Source organism: Streptomyces sp. SAS_270, assembly GCF_052543295.1.
On sequence record NZ_JBMNDS010000017.1, the window covers coordinates 109,010 to 127,714 of the forward strand.

At 72.2% G+C, this 18,705-nt stretch carries 20 protein-coding genes; 8 read left to right on the forward strand and 12 right to left on the reverse strand.

The genetic code is table 11. From position 1 onward, the window contains the following. Positions 1–2: 2 nt before the first annotated feature. From ACN6LB_RS14710 to ACN6LB_RS14720, 3 genes are read left to right on the forward strand one after another with little or no spacing between them, the layout of a single operon-like run. A complete protein-coding gene (locus ACN6LB_RS14710) occupies positions 3–773 on the forward strand; it encodes a response regulator transcription factor (protein WP_445026214.1) in 771 nt (256 codons plus the stop codon). Positions 774–776: 3 nt separating this feature from the next. Further along, positions 777–1,889 carry a sensor histidine kinase gene (locus tag ACN6LB_RS14715; protein ID WP_445026183.1) on the forward strand — a complete coding sequence of 371 codons (1,113 nt, stop codon included), beginning with the start codon at positions 777–779 and terminating at the stop codon, positions 1,887–1,889. 57 nt (positions 1,890–1,946) lie between these two features. Continuing rightward, positions 1,947–3,083: a hypothetical protein gene (locus ACN6LB_RS14720; protein ID WP_445026184.1), complete on the forward strand. Its 1,137-nt coding sequence runs from the start codon at positions 1,947–1,949 to the stop codon at positions 3,081–3,083. A gap of 184 nt (positions 3,084–3,267) precedes the next feature. On the opposite strand, the gene ACN6LB_RS14725 is transcribed toward ACN6LB_RS14720, so the two are convergent. From ACN6LB_RS14725 to ACN6LB_RS14750, 6 genes are all read right to left on the reverse strand, one after another. After that, complete coding sequence (locus ACN6LB_RS14725; protein ID WP_445026185.1) at positions 3,268–4,560, reverse strand: sensor histidine kinase; 1,293 nt, start codon at positions 4,558–4,560, stop codon at positions 3,268–3,270. Beyond that, positions 4,548–5,207, reverse strand: a complete 660-nt coding sequence (locus tag ACN6LB_RS14730; RefSeq protein ID WP_356145006.1) for a response regulator transcription factor — start codon at positions 5,205–5,207, stop codon at positions 4,548–4,550. Before ACN6LB_RS14730 ends, ACN6LB_RS14725 begins: the two co-directional genes overlap by 13 nt. A 272-nt stretch (positions 5,208–5,479) precedes the next feature. Next, the gene (locus ACN6LB_RS14735; protein WP_445026215.1) at positions 5,480–6,493 is read right to left on the reverse strand and encodes an NAD-dependent epimerase/dehydratase family protein; all 1,014 of its coding nucleotides are present in this window, start codon (positions 6,491–6,493) and stop codon (positions 5,480–5,482) included. Positions 6,494–6,583: 90 nt separating this feature from the next. Beyond that, positions 6,584–7,825, reverse strand: coding sequence for an amidohydrolase (locus tag ACN6LB_RS14740; protein WP_445026186.1), 1,242 nt, complete (start codon positions 7,823–7,825; stop codon positions 6,584–6,586). Positions 7,826–7,963: 138 nt separating this feature from the next. Beyond that, positions 7,964–8,182 (reverse strand): DUF6401 family natural product biosynthesis protein, encoded by a 219-nt coding sequence (locus tag ACN6LB_RS14745; protein ID WP_445026187.1) that lies wholly within the window; start codon positions 8,180–8,182, stop codon positions 7,964–7,966. A 143-nt stretch (positions 8,183–8,325) separates the two neighbouring features. Further along, positions 8,326–9,234: an NAD(P)-dependent oxidoreductase gene (locus ACN6LB_RS14750; RefSeq protein WP_445026188.1), complete on the reverse strand. Its 909-nt coding sequence runs from the start codon at positions 9,232–9,234 to the stop codon at positions 8,326–8,328. Positions 9,235–9,318: 84 nt separating this feature from the next. On the opposite strand from ACN6LB_RS14750, the gene ACN6LB_RS14755 reads away from it, so the two are divergent. Continuing rightward, on the forward strand, positions 9,319–9,690 hold the full coding sequence (locus ACN6LB_RS14755; RefSeq protein ID WP_356144996.1) for a winged helix-turn-helix transcriptional regulator: 372 nt from the start codon (positions 9,319–9,321) through the stop codon (positions 9,688–9,690). Positions 9,691–9,731: 41 nt separating this feature from the next. Here the strand turns inward: ACN6LB_RS14755 and ACN6LB_RS14760 are convergent, their stop codons facing one another. Continuing rightward, complete coding sequence (locus tag ACN6LB_RS14760) at positions 9,732–9,893, reverse strand: hypothetical protein (RefSeq protein ID WP_356144994.1); 162 nt, start codon at positions 9,891–9,893, stop codon at positions 9,732–9,734. A gap of 150 nt (positions 9,894–10,043) precedes the next feature. Between ACN6LB_RS14760 and ACN6LB_RS14765 the strand changes: the two genes are divergently transcribed. Together ACN6LB_RS14765 and ACN6LB_RS14770 are read left to right on the forward strand one after the other, a co-directional pair. Further along, positions 10,044–11,387, forward strand: coding sequence for a helix-turn-helix domain-containing protein (locus ACN6LB_RS14765; protein WP_445026189.1), 1,344 nt, complete (start codon positions 10,044–10,046; stop codon positions 11,385–11,387). A 201-nt stretch (positions 11,388–11,588) separates the two neighbouring features. After that, complete coding sequence (locus ACN6LB_RS14770) at positions 11,589–13,622, forward strand: TerD family protein (protein WP_445026216.1); 2,034 nt, start codon at positions 11,589–11,591, stop codon at positions 13,620–13,622. Positions 13,623–13,667: 45 nt separating this feature from the next. Here the strand turns inward: ACN6LB_RS14770 and ACN6LB_RS14775 are convergent, their stop codons facing one another. The 5 genes from ACN6LB_RS14775 to ACN6LB_RS14795 all read right to left on the reverse strand — a co-directional run bounded on the left by ACN6LB_RS14775 (position 13,668) and on the right by ACN6LB_RS14795 (position 17,400). Then, positions 13,668–13,889, reverse strand: a complete 222-nt coding sequence (locus ACN6LB_RS14775; RefSeq protein WP_356144990.1) for a hypothetical protein — start codon at positions 13,887–13,889, stop codon at positions 13,668–13,670. A 324-nt stretch (positions 13,890–14,213) separates the two neighbouring features. Then, positions 14,214–14,996, reverse strand: a complete 783-nt coding sequence (locus ACN6LB_RS14780; protein ID WP_445026190.1) for a hypothetical protein — start codon at positions 14,994–14,996, stop codon at positions 14,214–14,216. Continuing rightward, positions 14,993–15,535, reverse strand: a complete 543-nt coding sequence (locus ACN6LB_RS14785) for a SigE family RNA polymerase sigma factor (RefSeq protein ID WP_356144986.1) — start codon at positions 15,533–15,535, stop codon at positions 14,993–14,995. The genes ACN6LB_RS14780 and ACN6LB_RS14785 overlap by 4 nt, the downstream gene beginning before the upstream one ends. Before the next feature lie 130 nt (positions 15,536–15,665). Then, positions 15,666–16,268: a hypothetical protein gene (locus ACN6LB_RS14790; protein WP_445026191.1), complete on the reverse strand. Its 603-nt coding sequence runs from the start codon at positions 16,266–16,268 to the stop codon at positions 15,666–15,668. Between the two features lie 196 nt (positions 16,269–16,464). After that, on the reverse strand, positions 16,465–17,400 hold the full coding sequence (locus ACN6LB_RS14795) for a L,D-transpeptidase (RefSeq protein ID WP_445026192.1): 936 nt from the start codon (positions 17,398–17,400) through the stop codon (positions 16,465–16,467). 132 nt (positions 17,401–17,532) lie between these two features. Between ACN6LB_RS14795 and ACN6LB_RS14800 the strand changes: the two genes are divergently transcribed. Together ACN6LB_RS14800 and ACN6LB_RS14805 are read left to right on the forward strand one after the other, a co-directional pair. Further along, complete coding sequence (locus tag ACN6LB_RS14800) at positions 17,533–18,036, forward strand: SigE family RNA polymerase sigma factor (protein WP_356144980.1); 504 nt, start codon at positions 17,533–17,535, stop codon at positions 18,034–18,036. After that, the gene (locus ACN6LB_RS14805) at positions 18,026–18,691 is read left to right on the forward strand and encodes a L,D-transpeptidase (protein ID WP_445026193.1); all 666 of its coding nucleotides are present in this window, start codon (positions 18,026–18,028) and stop codon (positions 18,689–18,691) included. The genes ACN6LB_RS14800 and ACN6LB_RS14805 overlap by 11 nt, the downstream gene beginning before the upstream one ends. The last annotated feature ends 14 nt before the right edge of the window (positions 18,692–18,705 follow it).

Sequence of the window (18,705 nt, forward strand, 5' to 3'; positions counted from 1 at the left end):
AAATGCCGCAGCCGGACGCACTGCCCTCGCCCCCGCCCGCGCCACCCGCTCCGGGGGCCCCCGCCCGCGTCCTCGTCGTCGACGACGACCCCACGGTCGCCGAGGTGGTCTCCGGCTACCTCGACCGCGCGGGCTACGCCGTGGACCGCGCCGGCGACGGCCCCGCCGCGCTCGCCCGGGCCGCCGCGCACTGGCCGGACCTGGTGGTCCTGGACCTGATGCTGCCCGGCATGGACGGCCTGGAGGTGTGCCGCCGGATACGCGGGCGTGGCCCCGTGCCGGTCATCATGCTCACCGCCCGCGGTGACGAGGACGACCGCATCCTGGGACTGGAGGTGGGCGCCGACGACTACGTGACGAAGCCGTTCAGCCCGCGTGAGCTGGTGCTGCGCGTCGAGTCCGTGCTGCGCCGCACCCGCCCCGCGACCCGGACGCTGCGCCCCCTGAGCGCGGCCGGCCTCACCATCGACCCGGCGGCCCGCCGCGCCACCAAGGACGGCACCGAACTGGCCCTCACCATCCGGGAGTTCGACCTCCTCGCGTTCTTCCTCCGCAACCCCGGCCGCGCCTACAGCCGCGAGGACCTGATGCGCGAGGTCTGGGGCTGGGACTTCGGCGACCTCTCCACGGTCACCGTCCACGTCCGCCGGCTGCGCGGCAAGGTCGAGGACGACCCGGGCCGGCCCCGCCTGATCCAGACGGTGTGGGGGGTGGGCTACCGCTTCGAGGAGCCCGACACCGCCGCCTCCGACTCCACGACGCGGGAGCCGTGAGTCATGCAGGACATGCTCCTCATCGCCCTCTTCGCCTTCCTCGGCGCCGCCGCGGCCGGGCTGCTCGGGGCGTTCGCGCTCTGGCTGATCCGGCGCCGCTCGCTGACCGCGTCCCTGGCCGTCGTCGCCGTCGTGGCGGTGACCGCGATGCTCGCGGGCACACTGGCCGTGGCATGGGCGATGTTCCTGTCGGCGCACGACCTGACCGTCGTCACGACGGTCGTCGCGATGGCCGCCGTGGTCTCCCTCGCGACCGCCCTGCTCCTGGGCCGCTGGGTCGTCGCCCGCAGCCGGGCGCTCACCCTGGCCGCCCGCTCCTTCGGCGACGGCGGCTCCTTCGCGGCCCCCGACGGCCCGGCGACCGCCGAACTCGCCGCGCTGAGCCGCGAGTTGCAGGCCACCAGCGTCAAGCTGGCCGAGTCCCGCGACCGCGAACGCGCCCTGGAGACGTCACGGCGCGAACTCGTCGCCTGGATCTCGCACGACCTGCGCACCCCCCTCGCGGGCCTGCGCGCGATGTCCGAGGCCCTGGAGGACGGGGTGGCCGCCGACCCCGACCGCTACCTCCGCCAGATCCGCACCGAGGTCGAACGTCTCAACGACATGGTCGGCGACCTCTTCGAACTCTCCCGCATCCACGCGGGCGCCCTCGCGCTCTCCCCGTCCCGGATCTCCCTGTACGACCTCGTCGGCGACGCCCTCGCGGGTGCGGACCCGCTCGCCCGTGAACTCGGCGTACGGCTGGTCGGCGACCCCATCGAACCGGTGCCGGTGGAGGTGGACGGCAAGGAGATGAGCCGGGTGCTGGGCAACCTCCTGGTCAACGCGATCCGCCGCACCCCCGCCGACGGCACCGTCGCCGTCGCCGCCGAACGTTCGGCCGAGGGTGTCGTCCTGTCCGTCACCGACGGCTGCGGCGGCATCCCCGAGGAGGATCTCCCGCGCGTCTTCGACACCGGCTGGCGCGGCACCCACGCCCGTACGCCGCCCGCCGGAGCGGGCCTCGGCCTCGCCATCGTGCGCGGCATCGTGGAGGCCCACCAGGGGCGCGCTGCCGTACGCAACGTCACCGGGGGCTGCCGCTTCGAGGTGACCCTTCCCACCGCCCAAGGGTGAGGGTTTGCACCCGCAGCGGTTACGGTGCTCGCGTACGTGATCGATGGGGAGGGAACCATGCCCGGAACCGTGCTGCTCCTCGCGGCCTCGCCGGTCGGCAAGGGGTGTCTGGTGGACGCGGCGTCCGTGCTCCCCGTTCTCGCGGCGGTCGCCCCCGCCGTGCTGTCCGGCACCGACACCGCGAACGTCGTCGAACTCGCCGACCCGCTGGAGCCGCAGGCCGTCCTCACCCGGCTGCGTGCCGCGGCCGCCGCGCCCGGGCCGCTCACGGTGTTCCTCGCCGGACAGCTCCAACTCGACCGCCGCCAGCGGCTTCCGCATCTCGCGCTGGCCCGCACCACCCCCGCGACCGTCCGCTACACCGGCTTCCCCTGGCACTGGGTCACCGAGGAACTCCGGCTGCGCGCACCCGGCACGGCCAGCCTCTTCGTCGACCTCCACACGGACGCGGAGACCTGGCTGCATCTCGGGGCGCACCCGCTGACGGCGGGGCCCTCCGTCGCCCTCTACGGGCGTATCGCGCCGCCTCCGCCCCGGCGGGCGGTGGCGCAGCCGGCGTACATGAGGGCCGTCGCGACCATCCTGCGCAGTGGTCACCGGCCTCCGCTGCCGCAGCTGCACCAGGCCGCGTTGGGGCGTATCGCGGACGACGCCGGCTCCGCGGACCTCGTGTTGTCGACACCCGGCGGGGGTGTGCGCGTCCCTGGGGGCTCTGCCCCCAGACCCCCGTATCGGCCTGAACGGCCTCGTCCTCAAACGCCGGACGGGCTGAAAGACCCGCATGCCGCCATCAGTTCCGCGGTCCAGGCCGGGCGGCACGACGAAGCCGTCGCCCTCGCCGCGCAGTGGGAGCAGGGTGCGCTGCGGACGCACGGGGCTGGCTCGGAGCAGGTGCTGCACTGGATGGAGGTGCGGGCGGATCTGGCGATGTTCGCCGGGGACGCGGAGGGGAGTTGCCGGACCTGGCTGGCGGTGGCCGCCGTACGGCTCGGGGCGGGGCAGGCCGCGGACGCGCCCGCCGTGGAAACGGCGGTGGACCGGGCCCACCACCAGTGGGGGCGGATCGACGACACGGCACGGGCCCGCGAACTCGGCCCCGCACTGGCCGACCTGCGGCTGCGCGTCCCCGGGCGCAGACAGGGAGCCCTGGACCACGTCCAGCACCAACTGGGCCGGCTCCAGGCACAGGCGTGACTCCGGGGTCCTGGGGCTCATGGCGCCGCCGGCAGTCGGATCCTGGACCATGCCCGGTGGTCCGAGGGCTTCAGGCCAGGCGTGACCCCGGACCCGAGGCTCATGGCGCGGCCGGCAGTCGGATTCTGGACCATGCCCGGTGGTCCGAGGGCTTCAGGCCAGGTGTGACCCCGGGACCTGAGGCTTATGGCGCGGCCGGCAGTCGGATCCTGAACCATGCTCCGTGGTCCGAGGGCTGGAGGGTCACCGTGCCGCCGTGCGCCGCTGCGACGGCGGCGACGATGCTGAGGCCGAGCCCGCTGCCGGCGCCCGGGTCCTCGCCGCGCACGAACCGGTCGAAGACCCGCGCGCGCACCTCTTCCGGCACGCCCGGCCCGTCGTCGGTCACCTCGATGACCCGGTGCCCGTCCTCCGTGCCGACCCCGAGCGTCGCCCGGGTGCCCTCAGGCGTGTGCACCCGCGCGTTGGTCAGCAGGTTGGCGACCAGCTGGTGGAGCCTGAACGGGTCGCCGATGACGGTGTGTTCGCCGGGCGCGACCAGCAGCCGTACCGGATGCCCTGGATGGCAGTCGAGAGCCGAGCGGACGGCGTCGCGGCACAGCTGCCCCAGGTCCACGGGCTGTACGTTCAGGGGCTGGCCCAGGTCGAGGCGACTGAGCAGCACCAGCTCGTCGATGAGCGAGTCCATCCGCTCGACCTCGGCGGCCACCCGGCCCAGCGCCTTCTCCCGCATCTGTTCGTACGCCGGATCGCCGGTCCGGGCCAGCTGGGCGTATCCGGAGATGGTGGTCAGCGGATTGCGCAGTTCGTGGCCGGCGGCGGCCAGGAACTCCCGCAGCCCGCGCTCCGCCTCCTGCCGCTGACGGGCCTCCCGGCGCCCGAGCCGCCTGGCACCGGCCACGACGCCGCCGAGCAGCGGCAGCGACACGACACCCTCGATCCGGAGCAGGTCGATGACGGCGCGGTGGATGTCCTGCGTCGAGCGGGCGATGACGATGTAGGTGCCCCGGCGGTCGACTCCGGCGTCCGGGACGCGCACCACCAGGGCCCGGTAGGCGCTGCCGACGGCCACCGGGCGGTCCCGCGCGGCGTGGGCGTCCAGTTCGGCGGGGTCGAGCGCGGGGAAGGCGGGCAGGCGGGGGGAGCCCGCGTACCGCTCGATGGTCCGGGCCTGTGCGTCGAGGACGAGGATCAGGCATTCCTCGTCCGGGGCGGGCCGTTCGGACACGGTGAGCTGCGCGATCCCGCGGAACTTCTCGATCTCCTCGTCGGTGCGCTGGGTGAGGAGCTGGCCGAGCAGGGAGGCGGACAGGGTGGCGACCGCGCCTAGGGTCACCAGGGTGGCGCCCAGCCAGTAGGCGACGGTCAGATATCCGGTGGGGCCCGAACGGCCGGGGCCCCGCCGGTTGGGGCCCGTGCCGGTGGGGCCCGTCCGGTCCGGGGTGTCCGGCCGGGCCGACGCGGTCACTCCGCGCACAGCTGGTAGCCCACTCCGCGCACGGTCCGGATCAGCGACTGTCCACTGCCGCCCAACTTGCGGCGCAGGTAGTAGACGTAGGTGTCGACGATGCCCGAGCCGTCGGCGCGGTGGTTCCAGACGCGTTCCTGGATCTGGTCGCGGGTGAGCACCCGGCCGGTGTTCTCCATCAGGTAGCGCAGCAGCGCGAACTCGGTGGTGGTCAGGCTCAGTTCGCGTCCCGCGGCCCAGGCCTGGTGGGCCTCGGTGTCGAGTTCCACCGCACCGGCCCTCAGCATGCGCCGGTCGGCGGCCCGCTGTCCGCCGGTGCGCCGCAGCAACGCCCGTACTCGCGCGGCCACTTCCTTCAGCTCGAACGGTTTGGTGACGAAGTCGTCCCCGCCGAGGTCGAGTCCGTGCACGCGGTCGTCGAGGTCGCTGCGTCCGGTGAGGAACAGCACGGGCACCAGGAGCCCGCGGGAGCGCAGGGTCCGGCACACGTCGAAGCCGTCGAGGTCGGGCAGGTTCACGTCGAGCAGGACGAGGTCCGGGACTCGTCGGGTGACGATCTCCAGGGCCTGGCGTCCCGTGGCGGCGCTGGTCACCTTGAAGCCCATGAACTCCAGGGCCATGGTGAGCATCGCCCGGACGCCCTCCTCGTCGTCCACGACGAGCAGACGGACGGGGCCGGCCGGCGGGGGAGACGGCGGGGACGGGCGGGAGAGATGACGAGCGGGAGCGGATGACGGTATGTGAGATGTCTGAGGTATGTGAGATGTGGGGGATACGGGCGGGACAGGGGCGGTCATGTCCTGTTCCTTTGCTGGCCGTGGCGCTTGAGCACTCAACTTCCGGCAGGGGGGCCCGTATCGTCACACGTACCGGCAAGTAACGTTCTGTGATCTCAGGGTTTCTCTCCGCATCCTGATCCTTCCGCCGTTCATCCGGCGCTCGGCTGCTCCTGACGCAGATTCGCCGCCGCGAACTCCCGCATCCCCTCGGCGAAGTGGACCTCCGGCTTCCAGCCCAGCTCGGCCCGCAGCCTTGCCGAGTCCGCCGTGATGTGCCGGACGTCGCCGAGCCGGTACTCGCCCGTCACCACCGGATCCGGACCCCCGTGCGCGGCCGCCAGCGCCCGGGCCATCTCCCCCACGGTGTGCGGATCCCCGCTGCCGGTGTTGTACGCGTGCAGCGCCCCGCCCGCCAACTCCCCTTCCAGGGCAAGGACGTTGGCGGCCGCCACATCCCGTACATGGACGAAGTCCCGGCGCTGCCCGCCGTCCTCGAAAACCCTCGGGGACTCACCGCGCGCGAGGGCGGAACGGAAGAAGGAGGCGACGCCCGCGTACGGGGTGTCGCGGGGCATGCCAGGGCCGTAGACGTTGTGATAGCGCAGGGAGACGGCCGTGGCGCCGGTGCTCCGGGCCCAGGAGGCGGCCAGGTGCTCCTGGGCGAGCTTCGTCGTCGCGTAGACGTTGCGCGGGTCGACCGGAGCGTCCTCGGCGACCAGCCCGGGGCTCAGGTCCCGTCCGCACACCGGGCACCTGGGCTCGAAGCGCCCGGCGTCGAGGTCCGCGAGCGCGCGGGGCCCCGGCCGCACCACCCCGTGCCGCTCGCAGACGTACCGACCCTCGCCGTACACCACCATCGACCCGGCGAGCACGAGCCGCCGTACCCCCGCCTCGGCCATCGCGGTCAGCAGTACCGCCGTACCGAGGTCATTGCGCGAGACGTACTCGACGGCGTCCGTGAAGCCCTTGCCGAGACCCACCATCGCCGCCTGATGGCACACGGCGTCCACGCCGACCAGGGCGTCGCAGACCGCCCGGGGATTTCTGACGTCCCGGCCGCCCTCCCGAAGGTCGTACACCACCGCCTCGTGCCCGCGCGCGGTCAGCGCCGCCACGATCTGCGACCCGATGAACCCGGCTCCGCCGGTGACCAGTACCCGCATACCTCGCATACGGGAGACGCTAGGGGCGCCGACCCGCGAAACAGCAGGGCCACGCCCTTCATGTCACCGCTCCGTAAGACCTGCTCGGGGTCAGGCCGCGGACAGCTCCGTCAGCGCCCCCGACACCAGCGTCCGTACACCTGGGCCGACCGTCGACAGGTCGGGGGCGAACTGCGGGCTGTGGTTGCTCGGGACGGCGGCGAGACGGTCCATCAGGTCCGCGCCCGGCGCCGCGTCCCACACGGCGGTCGGGGTGCTGGTCACGAACCAGTAGGAGTACGGGATTCCGCCCTCGGCGAGGTGCGGGAAGTCCTCGCTGCCCATCGCCGGGCCGAAGTCGAGCACGGCGGCCGCGCCGAAGACCTCGCGGTGAACGGCGGCGACGCGCTGGTCGGTCTCGGCGTCGTTGACGGTGGCCGGGAAGACGGCGCCGAGGGTGACGTCGGGCTCGCGCGGGCAGCCGGCGGCCGCGCACTCGCCCGCCGCGATGCGCCGGATCGCCGCGAGCATCCGTTCGCGGACCTCGGCCGACTGCGTACGGAGGTTGAGGGAGAGGCGCGCCTCGGACGGGATGATGTTGTGCCGGGTGCCGGCCTCGATGCGCCCCACGGTCAGCACGGCGGAGTCGCGCGGCGCGATCTCCCGGCCGACCACGGTCTGCAGCCGGGTCACGATGTACGCGGCGGTCACCACCGGGTCGACGGTCGCCTCGGGGCGCGAGCCGTGTCCGCCCCGCCCGTGCACGACGATGTCGACGTCCGTCGAGGCGGACAGGATCAGGCCGGGCGAGTGGGCGTACAGCCCCGCCGGGCCGGGGGCGACGTGCTGGGCGAGCAGCACGTCGGGGCGCGGGAAGCGCTCGTACAGCCCGTCGGCCACCATCCGCGCCGCGCCCTCACCCGTCTCCTCGGCGGGCTGCCCGACCACCAGCAGCGTCCCCGACCAGGCGTCCCGGCCCGCCGCGAGCGCCTCCGCCGCGCCGGCCGCCCAGGTGACGTGCAGGTCGTGGCCGCAGGCGTGCATGACTCCGGGCACGGTGGAGGCGTACGGCAGCCCGGTGTCCTCGGCGACCGGCAGCGCGTCCATGTCGGCGCGCAGCAGGACGGTGGGCCCGTCGCCGTTGCGCAGGACGCCGAGCACGCCGGTGCCGCCGACGCCTTCCGCCGTCTCGTATCCGGCCTTCCGCAGCCGCTCGGCGAGGATCCCGGCCGTCCGGTGCTCGCGCATCGACAGCTCGGGGTGCCGGTGCAGATCCCGGTAGAGATCCTCCAGGGCGGGGAGGGGGAGATCGGCGGTGAGGTCGCGGGCACGGCGTGCGGCGGGGGAGGTCACGGCCTCAGAGTAGGCGGCCTGCCACCCGTACGGCGGCGTCCCGCGCGGTGGTTGCTTCAACGACATGCGGGGCTCGGCGGACCGGCCGATGAACCCCCCGACGGACCCGCCGATGGACCCGCCGACGGACATGTGAGGTCAGTCGGAGGTCTCGGAGGTCTCGGCGAGGGCGTCGAGGAAGCCGAGTGCGTAGTCGGCGAGGTCCTCGCGCGGGGGCGGGCCGGGGACCAGGCTTCCGTCCGCCGCCGAGAGGCGCTCCCTGATCTCCGCCACGTGCTGGTCCACGGCGGCCGTGAAGGCAGGCTCGCACGCGAACTCCGCGAAGCGGGGCTCGTACGCGCTGCTGATCTCGGCCAACGGTGACATCTCCTCGCCGTAGGCGCCCCCCACGGCGGAGGAGGGCTGTTTGTCATGGTTTCCGTCATGCCGGGCTCTGTCCGCCGGGGCCTTGTCCACAGCTGTGGACAACCGTGCCCGTGAGCAGGCGTGCGGCACATGCCCTAGCGGGGTTCTCGGATGCCGTCGATGATGCGGGTCCAGTTGTCGCTGCCGTGTCCGTCCTCGATCGCGCGCCGATAGTGGGCCTGCACGGCCAGGGGGAGCGCCAGGTCGAGGCCGAGCGACGTACTGGTCTCGACGATGTGGTCGGAGGTCGCACCCATCATGGTGACCGTGCTGAGCTCGCCGGGATGCTCCCCGGCATCGAGCGCGGTGCCGGGGTGCTCCTCGCCGGACCTCAGGATGGCGCCGATCGCGTCGGCGGAGGAGAGCAGCTCCGGCAGCACTTCCGCGGCCTTCATTCCTGCGGTACCCAGCATCGCGGTGGCGTGCATCAGCGAGGACAAGGTGGTGAGGAACACCGCGAGTTGGGCCTGGTACATCATCTGGGCGAGGCCCGGGTCCTCGCCCAGATGCCTGGGTGTTCCGAGCGCAGTCAACGCGGCCAGGTGGCTCTCCATCACCTGGTGGGGGCCGCTGTAGTAGACGAAGGACGCCTCCGTGCCGACCATCGGCGCGGGGACCATGACACCTCCGGTGAGGAAGGCGGCACCGTGACCCGCTGCCCAGGTCGCCGCCTCGCGCGTGCGGTCGGGGGTGTCGGAGCTCAGGTTGACCAGCGTCCGGCCGGCGAGCGATTCGGCGGAGCTGCCGAGGACGTCGTACATCGCCGGGTAGTCGGTGAGGCTGAGGATCACGAGGTCACTCGCTTCGACCGCCTCGCGCGGTGTCGCCGCGAGCGTCGCGCCGTCGGCGACGACGCCGTCGGCCCTGCCGGCGGTGCGGTTCCAGACGGTGACCGGGTGGCCGGCGGCGAGGAGGGTGCGGGTCATCGCCTGGCCCATCGGGCCGAGCCCGATCACGGTGACAGCGCTGTTCCGCCTGGTGGTGAGGCTCTGTTGTTCGTTCACCCCTCCATGCTCGGAGAGCATCACTACTCTCGGAAGTACCCACTATTTTCTGCGGTACTTACCTTTTCGTAAGGGGGGTCAGTGATGGCCAAGGCGCCGAGGATCGGGCCGTACATCTGCGGCATCGACGCAGCGCTCGACGTGGTGAGCGGCAAGTGGAAGGGACTGATCCTCTGGGAACTCGACGCCCATGGCGTACGCCGCTTCGCCGAGCTTCGGCGCGGTCTGCCGGGAGTGAGCGAGAAGATGCTGACGCAGCACCTGCGGGAGATGGAGCAGGACGGTCTCGTGCACCGGAAGGTCTACGCCGAGGTGCCGCCGCGGGTGGAGTACTCCCTGACAGAGCACGGGCACACGCTCAATCGAGCGCTGGGGCCGCTCGGCGCCTGGGGACTTGAGCGCATCCGTCGCGAACGCTCCGAAACGGTTGACGTCGCGGAGGCCTCACACGGCTGAGCAACCCGGCCACCGGCCCGGCGCCGCCGGAGCGGTCAGGGTCAGCGCACCCCGTGCACCGTGGACGCCGCCGGGGGAGGCGCAGGGGCCTGCGGTGTGGCCGTGCGGACGGGGCCGAAGTTCGCTGCCATGATCAGTGCCACCACGGCGACGACGGCTGCGGCAAGGCCTCTGGAGTAGCGCGCGGAGATACGTCGGAGCACGGCAACCTCGCAACAGCGGCGTATTAAGCGGACTTAACCCGTCGCTTAACGTAGGGGCTCCTGGATGCCAAGGGCAAGTGTTCCAGGGGAAGTTGAACATTGATCAGGAGTTGACCGATCGTAAGTCCGCTTAATGGCATGCTTACCCGCATGACGGAGCGTGACGGCCCGGAGGTCATCGGGCGCAGGGTGCAGCAACTGCGTACCGAACGCGGCCTGACGCAGAAGCAGCTGGCGGAACCGGCGTACACCCCGGCCTACATCTCCACCGTGGAGGCCGGCCGCGTCCGCGCGTCCGAGCCCGCGCTGCGGCATATCGCCGAGCGGCTCGGGGTCGCCTACGAGGAGCTGGCCACCGGCCGCCCCGCCCACCTCGCCACCGACCTGCGGCTGCGGCTGACCGACGCGCAGCGCACGCTCGCCACCGGGGAGGCGGAGGTGGCGGCGGAGCAGTACGCCGCGCTGCTCGCGGAGGCCGACGAGCACGGGCTGTGCGCCGAGCAGGCCGCCGCACTGCTCGGTCTCGGCGAATGCGCCCTGGAGACAGGTGACCTGGAGACGGCGCGGCAGCGCTTCGAGGAGTCGGAGCAACGGCTCGGCGACGCGCCGCTGCCGGTCCGGGTGCCCGCTCTGCGCGGCCGAGCGGTGTCCCACTACCTCGCCGGTGAACTCCGTTACTCCTGCTACCTGTTCGAGTCCACCCTCGACGAGCTCAACCGCACAGGCCTGCACGACCCGGACGCCCTCCTGCTCCTCTACACGGGTGTCATCGCGCCGTACATGGACATGGGCGCCCACGCGCGGGCCGCCCAGGCCGCCGAATTCGCCCTCGCCCTCGCCCCGAAGGCGGGCGACCCCGCGCTGGTCGCCCGTATGCACCGCTCGGTCGCGCGCACGATGATCGCCGAGGGCCGCATCGCCGAGGCCGACATCTCCCTCGCCAAGGCGGCCGACCTCTACCGCCAGCTCCAGCTCAGTACGGAACTCGCCAACTGCCACTGGATGCGCGGCTACCTCTACGCCCAGAACGGCGAACTGGAGCGGGCCGAGGGAGAGTTGAGGCAGGCGCAGGCCATGCACTCCGCCAGGCGCGCCGCCCTCTACAGCAGCCAGGTCGCCGTCGAGCTCGCCGACGTACTGCACCGCCGCGACAAGTCCGACGAGGCCGCCGCCCTGCTGCACGACGTCCTCGGCGACCTCAGCTCCGAGCGCGGCGCCGTCCACTCAGCCGCCGCCCACCGGCTGCTCGGCATCATCGCCGAGGACACCCGCGACACGGAGACCGCCGAGGAGCACTACGTCCGCGCGCTCAGCCTCCTGGAGCGGGCGGGCGCGGCCGGCGACCTCGCCGACCTGTGCCGACTGCTCGGCGACCTGCTCCGCCGCACCGGCCGCGTCGAAGCCGCCCTCGACGCGTACCGCACGGGCCTCGGCCACCGCACGGCCCCGGGCACCACGACCCTGGGACCGGCCCCGGCGCAGCCCCCGCTCTGAGGTTTCCGGGATACGGATACGCCGGGCACGGGGTGTATATGCCGGAGGAAAGAATCACGCGCAGAGGTCACCACCCTCCGGTCCTGGCGCTATCGTGCCCTTGATGCGCTGGGTGTGGGGTGCGTCACACACTGCTAGCGAACGACGGGCCGCCGGGGGCTGACCCCTGCGGCCGTGCATCTGGGGGGCCTCGTGCACGAGATGGTCAAGGGCGGCAACGTAGGTCTGGCGTCCTTAAGCGAAGACATCGGCTCCGTGATGGTGAGCCTGGGCTGGAGCAGTTCCACCGGAGAGGGCGACGCGGACGTGTCCGTGCTGCTGCTCGATCCCGACGGCAAGGTCCGCAGCGACGTGGACTTCTACTTCTACAACCACCCCGTCGCGGCCGACGGGAGCGTGCAGCTCCTGGGCAAGTCCCCGACCGCGGGTGGCAGCGAGGACCGCATCACCTTCGACCTGACCGCGATCCCGACCGGGGTCGAACGGATCGTCGTGGCGGCGAGCCGGGACGAGGCGGCACGGTTCGGCGACCTCAACGACGTCTGCCTGACCTTGGCCGGCGGCTCCGGGGAGACTCTGCTGCGGTTCTCCATCGAGGACGCGGGAGAGGTCAGCGCGCTGCTCTTCGGCGAGCTCTACCGGCGCGGAGGCGACTGGAAGTTCCGGGCCATCGGTCAGGGATACGCGTCCGGGCTCGCCGGTCTGGCCACCGACTTCGGCGTCGACATCGACGACGCCGCGGAGCCGGACGGCGCGGAGCCGGACGGTGTGGAGGTGGTCGAGGCGGCGGTGCAGGCAGTGGCCGTCGAGGCGGAGGTGCCGGCCGCCGTCGCCGCCGTTCCCGCCCAGGTCGCGAGCGGACCGGTCGAGGCGGCCGAGACGGTGGCCAGGCGGGTGCCCCGGCCTCGTACCGTCAAGAAGAAGGTCACGCTGCCCAAGGTGGTCAAGAAGTCCCTGGCCGAGAACGATTCCTGGCGGACGGCCCGGCTCTTCCCTGCCTCCGCCCTCAAGAGCGACCGGGAGCGGGAGACCCGGGCGACATCCGTCCTGCTGTCGGTGATGGCTCAGGTCCCCGAGTTCGGGCGGCGACTGACGGCCGCGTTCGGGGCGCCGGCCGGGCGGATGGAGACGTTCACGGAGGTCTCGCTGCCGAACGGGGACTCTCCGCGACGGCCCGATGGCGTGATCCGCGTCGAGCGCGCGGGCAAGCTGTGGACCGCGCTGGTCGAGACCAAGACGAACGGGAACTCCCTCAAGCCGGACCAGGTGCAGGCGTACGTCGACATCGCCGCCCGGCGGGGCTACGAAGCGGTGATCACCCTGTCCAACGACGTGGAGTTGGACGGCAGCCCACTCGTCGACGTCAAGTCGGACGGGCGGCGCAAGCACAAGGTGGCGTTCTGGCACCTGTCCTGGGCCGAGGTGACCCATCAGGCCCAGATGCTGATCCGCCACGAGGGCGTCGGCAACACCGCCCACGCCTGGCTGCTCCAGGAGCTCCTGTACTACCTCCAGCACGAGAACTCCGGCTGTCACGGCTTCCAGAACATGGGCCCGGCCTGGGTGCCCGTGCGCAACGGGATCGACGACGAGACGCTGTGCCAGGGCGACCCGCGGGCGGTGGAGGTCGTCGAGAGCTGGGAACGGCTGGTGCGCCAGGTGTGTCTGCGACTCGGCGGCGAACTGGGGCAGAAGGTACTCCCGGTGCAGCGCGCGAAACGCGGCACGGATCCCCGAACCCGTCGTGCGGCCCTGGCGGACCGCCTCTGCCTGGACGGAAAGCTCGACGCGGAGCTGCGCATCGAGGGGACGGCCGGAATCCTCGCGCTCAGCGCGGACCTGCGCACGGGGAAACTGCGTACGTCCATCGAGATCGCCGCCCCTGAACAGGGGCAGCCCCTCACCTGGGCGAAACGCCTCATCCGTCGGCTCGACGAGGCCCCGGCCGACCTGCACGTCGAGACGTTGCTCGCCGGTCAGGCGGGAGGGCCGCGGGGCACGCTGGAGCGCCTGCGCCCCGAACCGGCGGACATTCTGCCGAAGAACGGGGCTCGGATCAGCGGCTTCCGGCTGTCGCTCTTCCGAGGGATGGGCAACACGCGCGGCACCGCCGAATCGGGCTTCATCCGCAGCGTCGACGACTCCGTCGACCGCTTTCACGCGCACGTGGTCGTCCACCTCGACGGCCGTCCGTCGCGCACCCGGCAGCCCGCCGAGGCCACTGCCGCGGGGTGAGGATCGTGCCGTCTCCCGTCTCACCGAGACGGGAGCAGGGACACGTCAGAGGCTGTGCATCCGGGTGTACGGGCTGACAACGCGGGCCTGGTGGGAGCCGAAGTCGACGAGCATGGCGATGCCCTCTTCGACGCCGACGATCGTGCCCAGGCCGAACTGGTCGTGGGAGACGCGGTCCCCCAGGCTGAAGTGCTTGGCCTCCGGGGCGGTGGGGGCGGCGAAGGGGCTGGTGGGCAGGTGGCGCCGGGGCGCGGTTGGCTTCGTCATCGTGATGCCAGTATGGGTCCTATTCGGCCGTGCGGAAGGGCTGGATGTCCTTCTTCACTTCGCCGGACCAGCCCGGCAGGTCGGCTGAATCCCCGGTGATCTTGGGCCGGAGGCCGGTGATGAGGCCGGTCACGGGGGTTTCAGTGTTGCTGGGGAGCCGCGCCGGGGTGGCCCAATCGTTGCCTTTCGACGGGTGTTGAGCGAAGGGGGCGGCGGTGACGGAGAGTTGTTCTCCGTACGCGTCCTGCCACCGGGTACGGGATTTCGGGCGCCCCCGGTGTGCGTCGCCCGGGAGAGCAGCAGTCGCGGCGAGGGGCCGGCGTCTCACAGGCTGAAGTCCTGGCTCGCGATCACCACGCCCGCGGAGTCGTACACCGTGACCCGCTCGGTGAAGCCGGTCGTCGAAGGTGCGGACGAGGAGGAGGTCGAGGAGGGCGTGTCGCGCTCCTTCACGCTCGCGTACCAGACCCCCCACTTCTGCTTGCCCGCGAGCGTGAGCACCGTGCCGTTGACCTCGCCGGCCCTCGTCTCGATCCGGACCCGCGCCGCGTCCGCGCCGCCGTAGTAGATGCCGGAGAGGAAGTGCGTGCCGCCCTCGCTCGACTCCTGGAGGCTGACGCCCGGCACGCTGATGTCCAGGTTGCCGTCGCTGACGCTTCTGAACTGGGGCTCGGGCGCCCCCGGTTCGGTCCAGTGCTTGCCGTCCCGTGTGAGCCAGATCCGGGTGCCGGGCGCGACCCGGACCCGCTCCCCCGGCGTCACGACCCGCACCTTCCCGGGGGGCACGGAGGGGCTGGGCGAGGCGTCCCGGGTCTGCGTCGGGGAGGAGGAGACCCGCGTCCCCTTCTCCGCCGTCCCGGCCCCGCTCCCGCCCCCCTCCCCGCCGCGCAGGACGACCACGGCCAGCGGGACCAGGAGCACCCCGCAGGCGGCCCCCAGCACGGTGCTCCTGCGGCGGCGCCGGCGCCGGCCCTCGCGCTCGATGGCGGCCAGCGGAACCGCGGACGGGGTGACGTCGTTCGCGACGTCGGTGAACACCTCGCGCACCAGCCCGACTTCGGGACCTGCCGGGTCCGCGGGGCGCGAGGTGTGACGGCGGTGGTTCATGAGCGGGCTCCGGAGACGGGCTGTCGGCGGGCGAACACGGGGTGGGAGCGCAGGGCTTCGAGGCCGCGCCGGGCATGGGTCTTGACCGTGCCGACCGAGCAGCCGAGCAGCTCGGCGATCTCGGGCTCGTTCAGGTCCTCCCAGTAGCGCAGCACCATCACGGCCCGCTGCCGCGGCGACAGGGCGGCGAGCGCCTGACCGAGAGCGGCCCGCTGCGCGACCGCCTCCGCGTGCCCCGGCTCGCTCTGGTGCACCCGCTCGGGCAGGAACGGCATGAGGAGCTGGGCCACCCGTCTCCTGCGCACCCGGCTGAGGTTGTTGTTGACGAGCGAGCGGCGTACGTAGAAGTCGACGTCGTCGCGCGGAATGCGCTGCCAGCGCGCGTACACCTTGGCCAGCGTGGTCTGGACGAGATCCTCGGCCTCGTGGAAGTCGCCGGTGAGCATGTGCGCGGTGCGGACCAGGCGAGGCCAGGCCACGGTGGCGTACTCGGCGAAGTCGTCGCTGCCTGCGGAGGCTTCGGGTGTCTCGGGCTGCACGGCCGGTGGTCCCTCGGGGTCGGGTACGTGGGGGGATGCGAGGGAAACGGCGGGGGACCGGGCGGCGGCCGCGGCGCGGTGCCAAGTCCCCCGCCGGCCGGTCCCCTTCCCAAGTCCCCCGCCCGTACGCCTACTTCAGCTGGGCGTACACCTTGCCCCGGGTGTCGTACACGGTGACGGCGCCGATGAAGTCGAAGCCGTCGTTCTTCGCCGGGGCGGCGGTGGTGGCGTACCAGACGCCCCAGCCCGGCTTGCCCGCGAGCGTGAGCAGCTTGCCGTGCACGGTCCCGGCCCCGGTCTCGATCTCGACGCGGGACGCGGTGCCCTTGCCGCCGTAGTAGAGCCCGGAGAGGGTGTAGCGGCCGCCCGTGCTCTCCGACTGCCTGGACACGCCGGGTGTGCCCAGGTCGATGTTGCCGTCGACGACGCTGCGGAACTGCGGCTCCGGGTCACCGGGCGTCGTCCAGTGCTTGCCGTCCGCGGTGAGCCACAGCTCGAAGCCGGGAGCGGCGGTCACGTGCTCGCCGGACGCGACGACGCGGGCGGTGGGGGCCTTCCTGGCCACCGCGTGGGCGGCCGCCGCGGCCTTCGCCTTCGCCCTGAAGGGGGTGCTCTGCTCGATGGTGGTGCCGTGCGCCGTCTTCCCCTGTGAGACGGCGTACGACACCGAGGGCACCCCGGCCAGGGCGGCAGCGACTGCCGCGGCGGCCACGTATTTCTGCATCCGTGTCATGAACGGACAACTCCTAGCGATGAACGGACCGTTGAGGATCCGGATGAGCGATACGGAACGGAGGGCGCCTCTCCACCCCTTCAAACTCCCGTGACGCGGTGCCTGGATGACACCGGCGGAATCTTTTCCGAGCTCTTCGTGCTCTCCGGATTCACTTCGCCCACCGCGTTCACACCGGCGCGGTCCGCTCCGGGGGTCACTTCAGCGCGCTGCCCGCCCGCCACGCGTCCCAGTCGAGGTTCCAGTCGCCGTACCCGTTGCCGACGGCGACGGTGTCCTTCGAGCCGACGACCTTCACGACGTCACCCGGGATGACCTCGTCGTAGAACCGCTTCGCCGTGCCGTCCGTCGGGAGCCCGACGCAGCCGTGCGTGACGTTCTGGTGGCCCCCGTAGGTGTCCGCCTTCGGGTTCTGGTGGAGGTAGGTGCCCGAGGTGGTGAGGTGGACGGCGTAGTAGTAATAGCCCGCGTACGCGTCGCCGTAGCCGACCGACCGCGAGTCCATGAAGACCTTGGTCGCCTTGTCGGAGACGACCATCGTGCCGTTCCAGGTGTCCATGCCGGGCGCGCCCGCGGTGACCGGGACGGTGCGTGTGCGACCGTCCTTGACGATCTTCATGGTGTGGGCGGTGACATCGACGGTGGCGACGAGGGAGCGGCCGACGGTGACGTGCCGGGTGATGCCCGCACCCGCCCGTACGGTGATCTTCGTGCCCGGGGTCCAGTACTCCTGCGGCCGGAAGTCGACGCGCTGCCCGTCGAGAAGATTGCGGTCCTTGATCCAGCTCCAGGAGCCCTCGACACCCGAGGTGACCTTCAACTGCCGTTCCGTGTCCGCCCGTTCGGCGGCCGGTACGGGCTTGTCGAAGGTCACGGATATCGGCATGCCGACGCCCACGGTCTGCCCGTCCAGGACGTTGACGCGCACGCCCGCCAGCGTCTTCAGCGGCTTCACCGAAGGCCTGGGCTTCGCGGACGGCTTCGCGGCCGGACTCGACGCGGCGGCCCCCGCCGCGGCGCCCTTGCTCTCGGCCACCGCGCTGCCCGAACAGCCCGCGAGCGCCAGCACGCACAGGGCCGCGCCCCCGGCGAGGGCGAGACGGCCGGACCTGCCGGCAGTTCTGGTGGTCATGCTGTTCCCCCTGGTGTGTTTCGATGTGCGTCGTACGGGACCTGTACGCACGACGAAGACACCTGGGTTGCACGGGAACCCGGAAAACTCGGATGACGTCCGTCAGGGCATGACCGAGGAAGACGCGGGGGCATGACCGAGGAAGAGTTCGACGCGTTCTACGCGGCCGCGTTTCCCCGGCTGACCGGCCAGCTGTACGCCTTCACGGGGGACCACGGCGAGGCGCAGGACGTCGTCCAGGAGGCGTTCGTCCGGGCCTGGGACCGGCGGCGGGAGTTCCTCGCCGACGGGGCGCCCGAGGCGTGGATCCGCACCGTGGCGACCCGGCTCGCGGTGAGCCGCTGGCGCCGCGCCCGCCGCTGGCTGGAGCTCGTCCGCCGTACGCCCCCGCCGGAGCACACCCCGGGCCCCGACCCCGAACGCACCGCCCTGGTCGCCGCGCTGCGCACCCTGCCCGAACCCCAGCGGATGGCCGTGGTCCTGCACCATCTGTGCGACCTGAGTGTCGAGCAGGTAGCCTCCGAAACAGGTGCCCCGGTGGGGACGGTCAAGGCCCGCCTGTCCCGTGGCCGGGCCGCGCTGGCGCGGGAACTGTCGGTGGACGAAGGGGAGAGGGAGGACGACCGTGTCCGATGAACTCACCTCTCAGCTCAAGGAGTTGGCGCAGGCAGGCGAGGCTCCTGCGTCGGTGTCCGGCGCCGAGATCCGGCACCGTGCGGTACGCCGCAGGCGCCGCCGTACGGCCGGTGGCGTCGCCGGAGCCTGTGCCGCGACCGCCCTCGCCCTCGTCCTGGCGCTGAACCCGGGCGGCGACGGCACGGACCGCAGCCCGGCCCCGGCCACGAGCCCCACCGGTACGCCCACCACCCCGGCGTTGCCCGACGTGACGGTCGACCTGTCCCGGCGCGTGCTGACCTTCGACCACATCGACCTGCCGATCTCCTCGGGCATGCTGAAGTCGCCCACGCCCACCGGCCGGATGACGGTCACCGCCAAGGAAGCCGTCAAGGTGACGTCCTCCACGGTCCGCTTCCCGGACAAGGACTACACCGTGAAGCTCCCCTGGGTCCTTGAGCTCTCCTCCGCCGACGGCACCTCGACGACGTACATCGGCACCCTCACGTATGACGACAACGCCCCCGGCAAATACGAACGCACCAACGGCTGGATCGGCCTGCGCTCGTACGACGCGAAGTGGCTCTACAGCCGGCTGCGGCTCGGCTCGGTCGTCGACATCGAGGGGACCGCGCCGACGGGCGAAGGGGACACGACGGGCTCGGGCGGGCGTTAGAGCCCCCGCGGGCG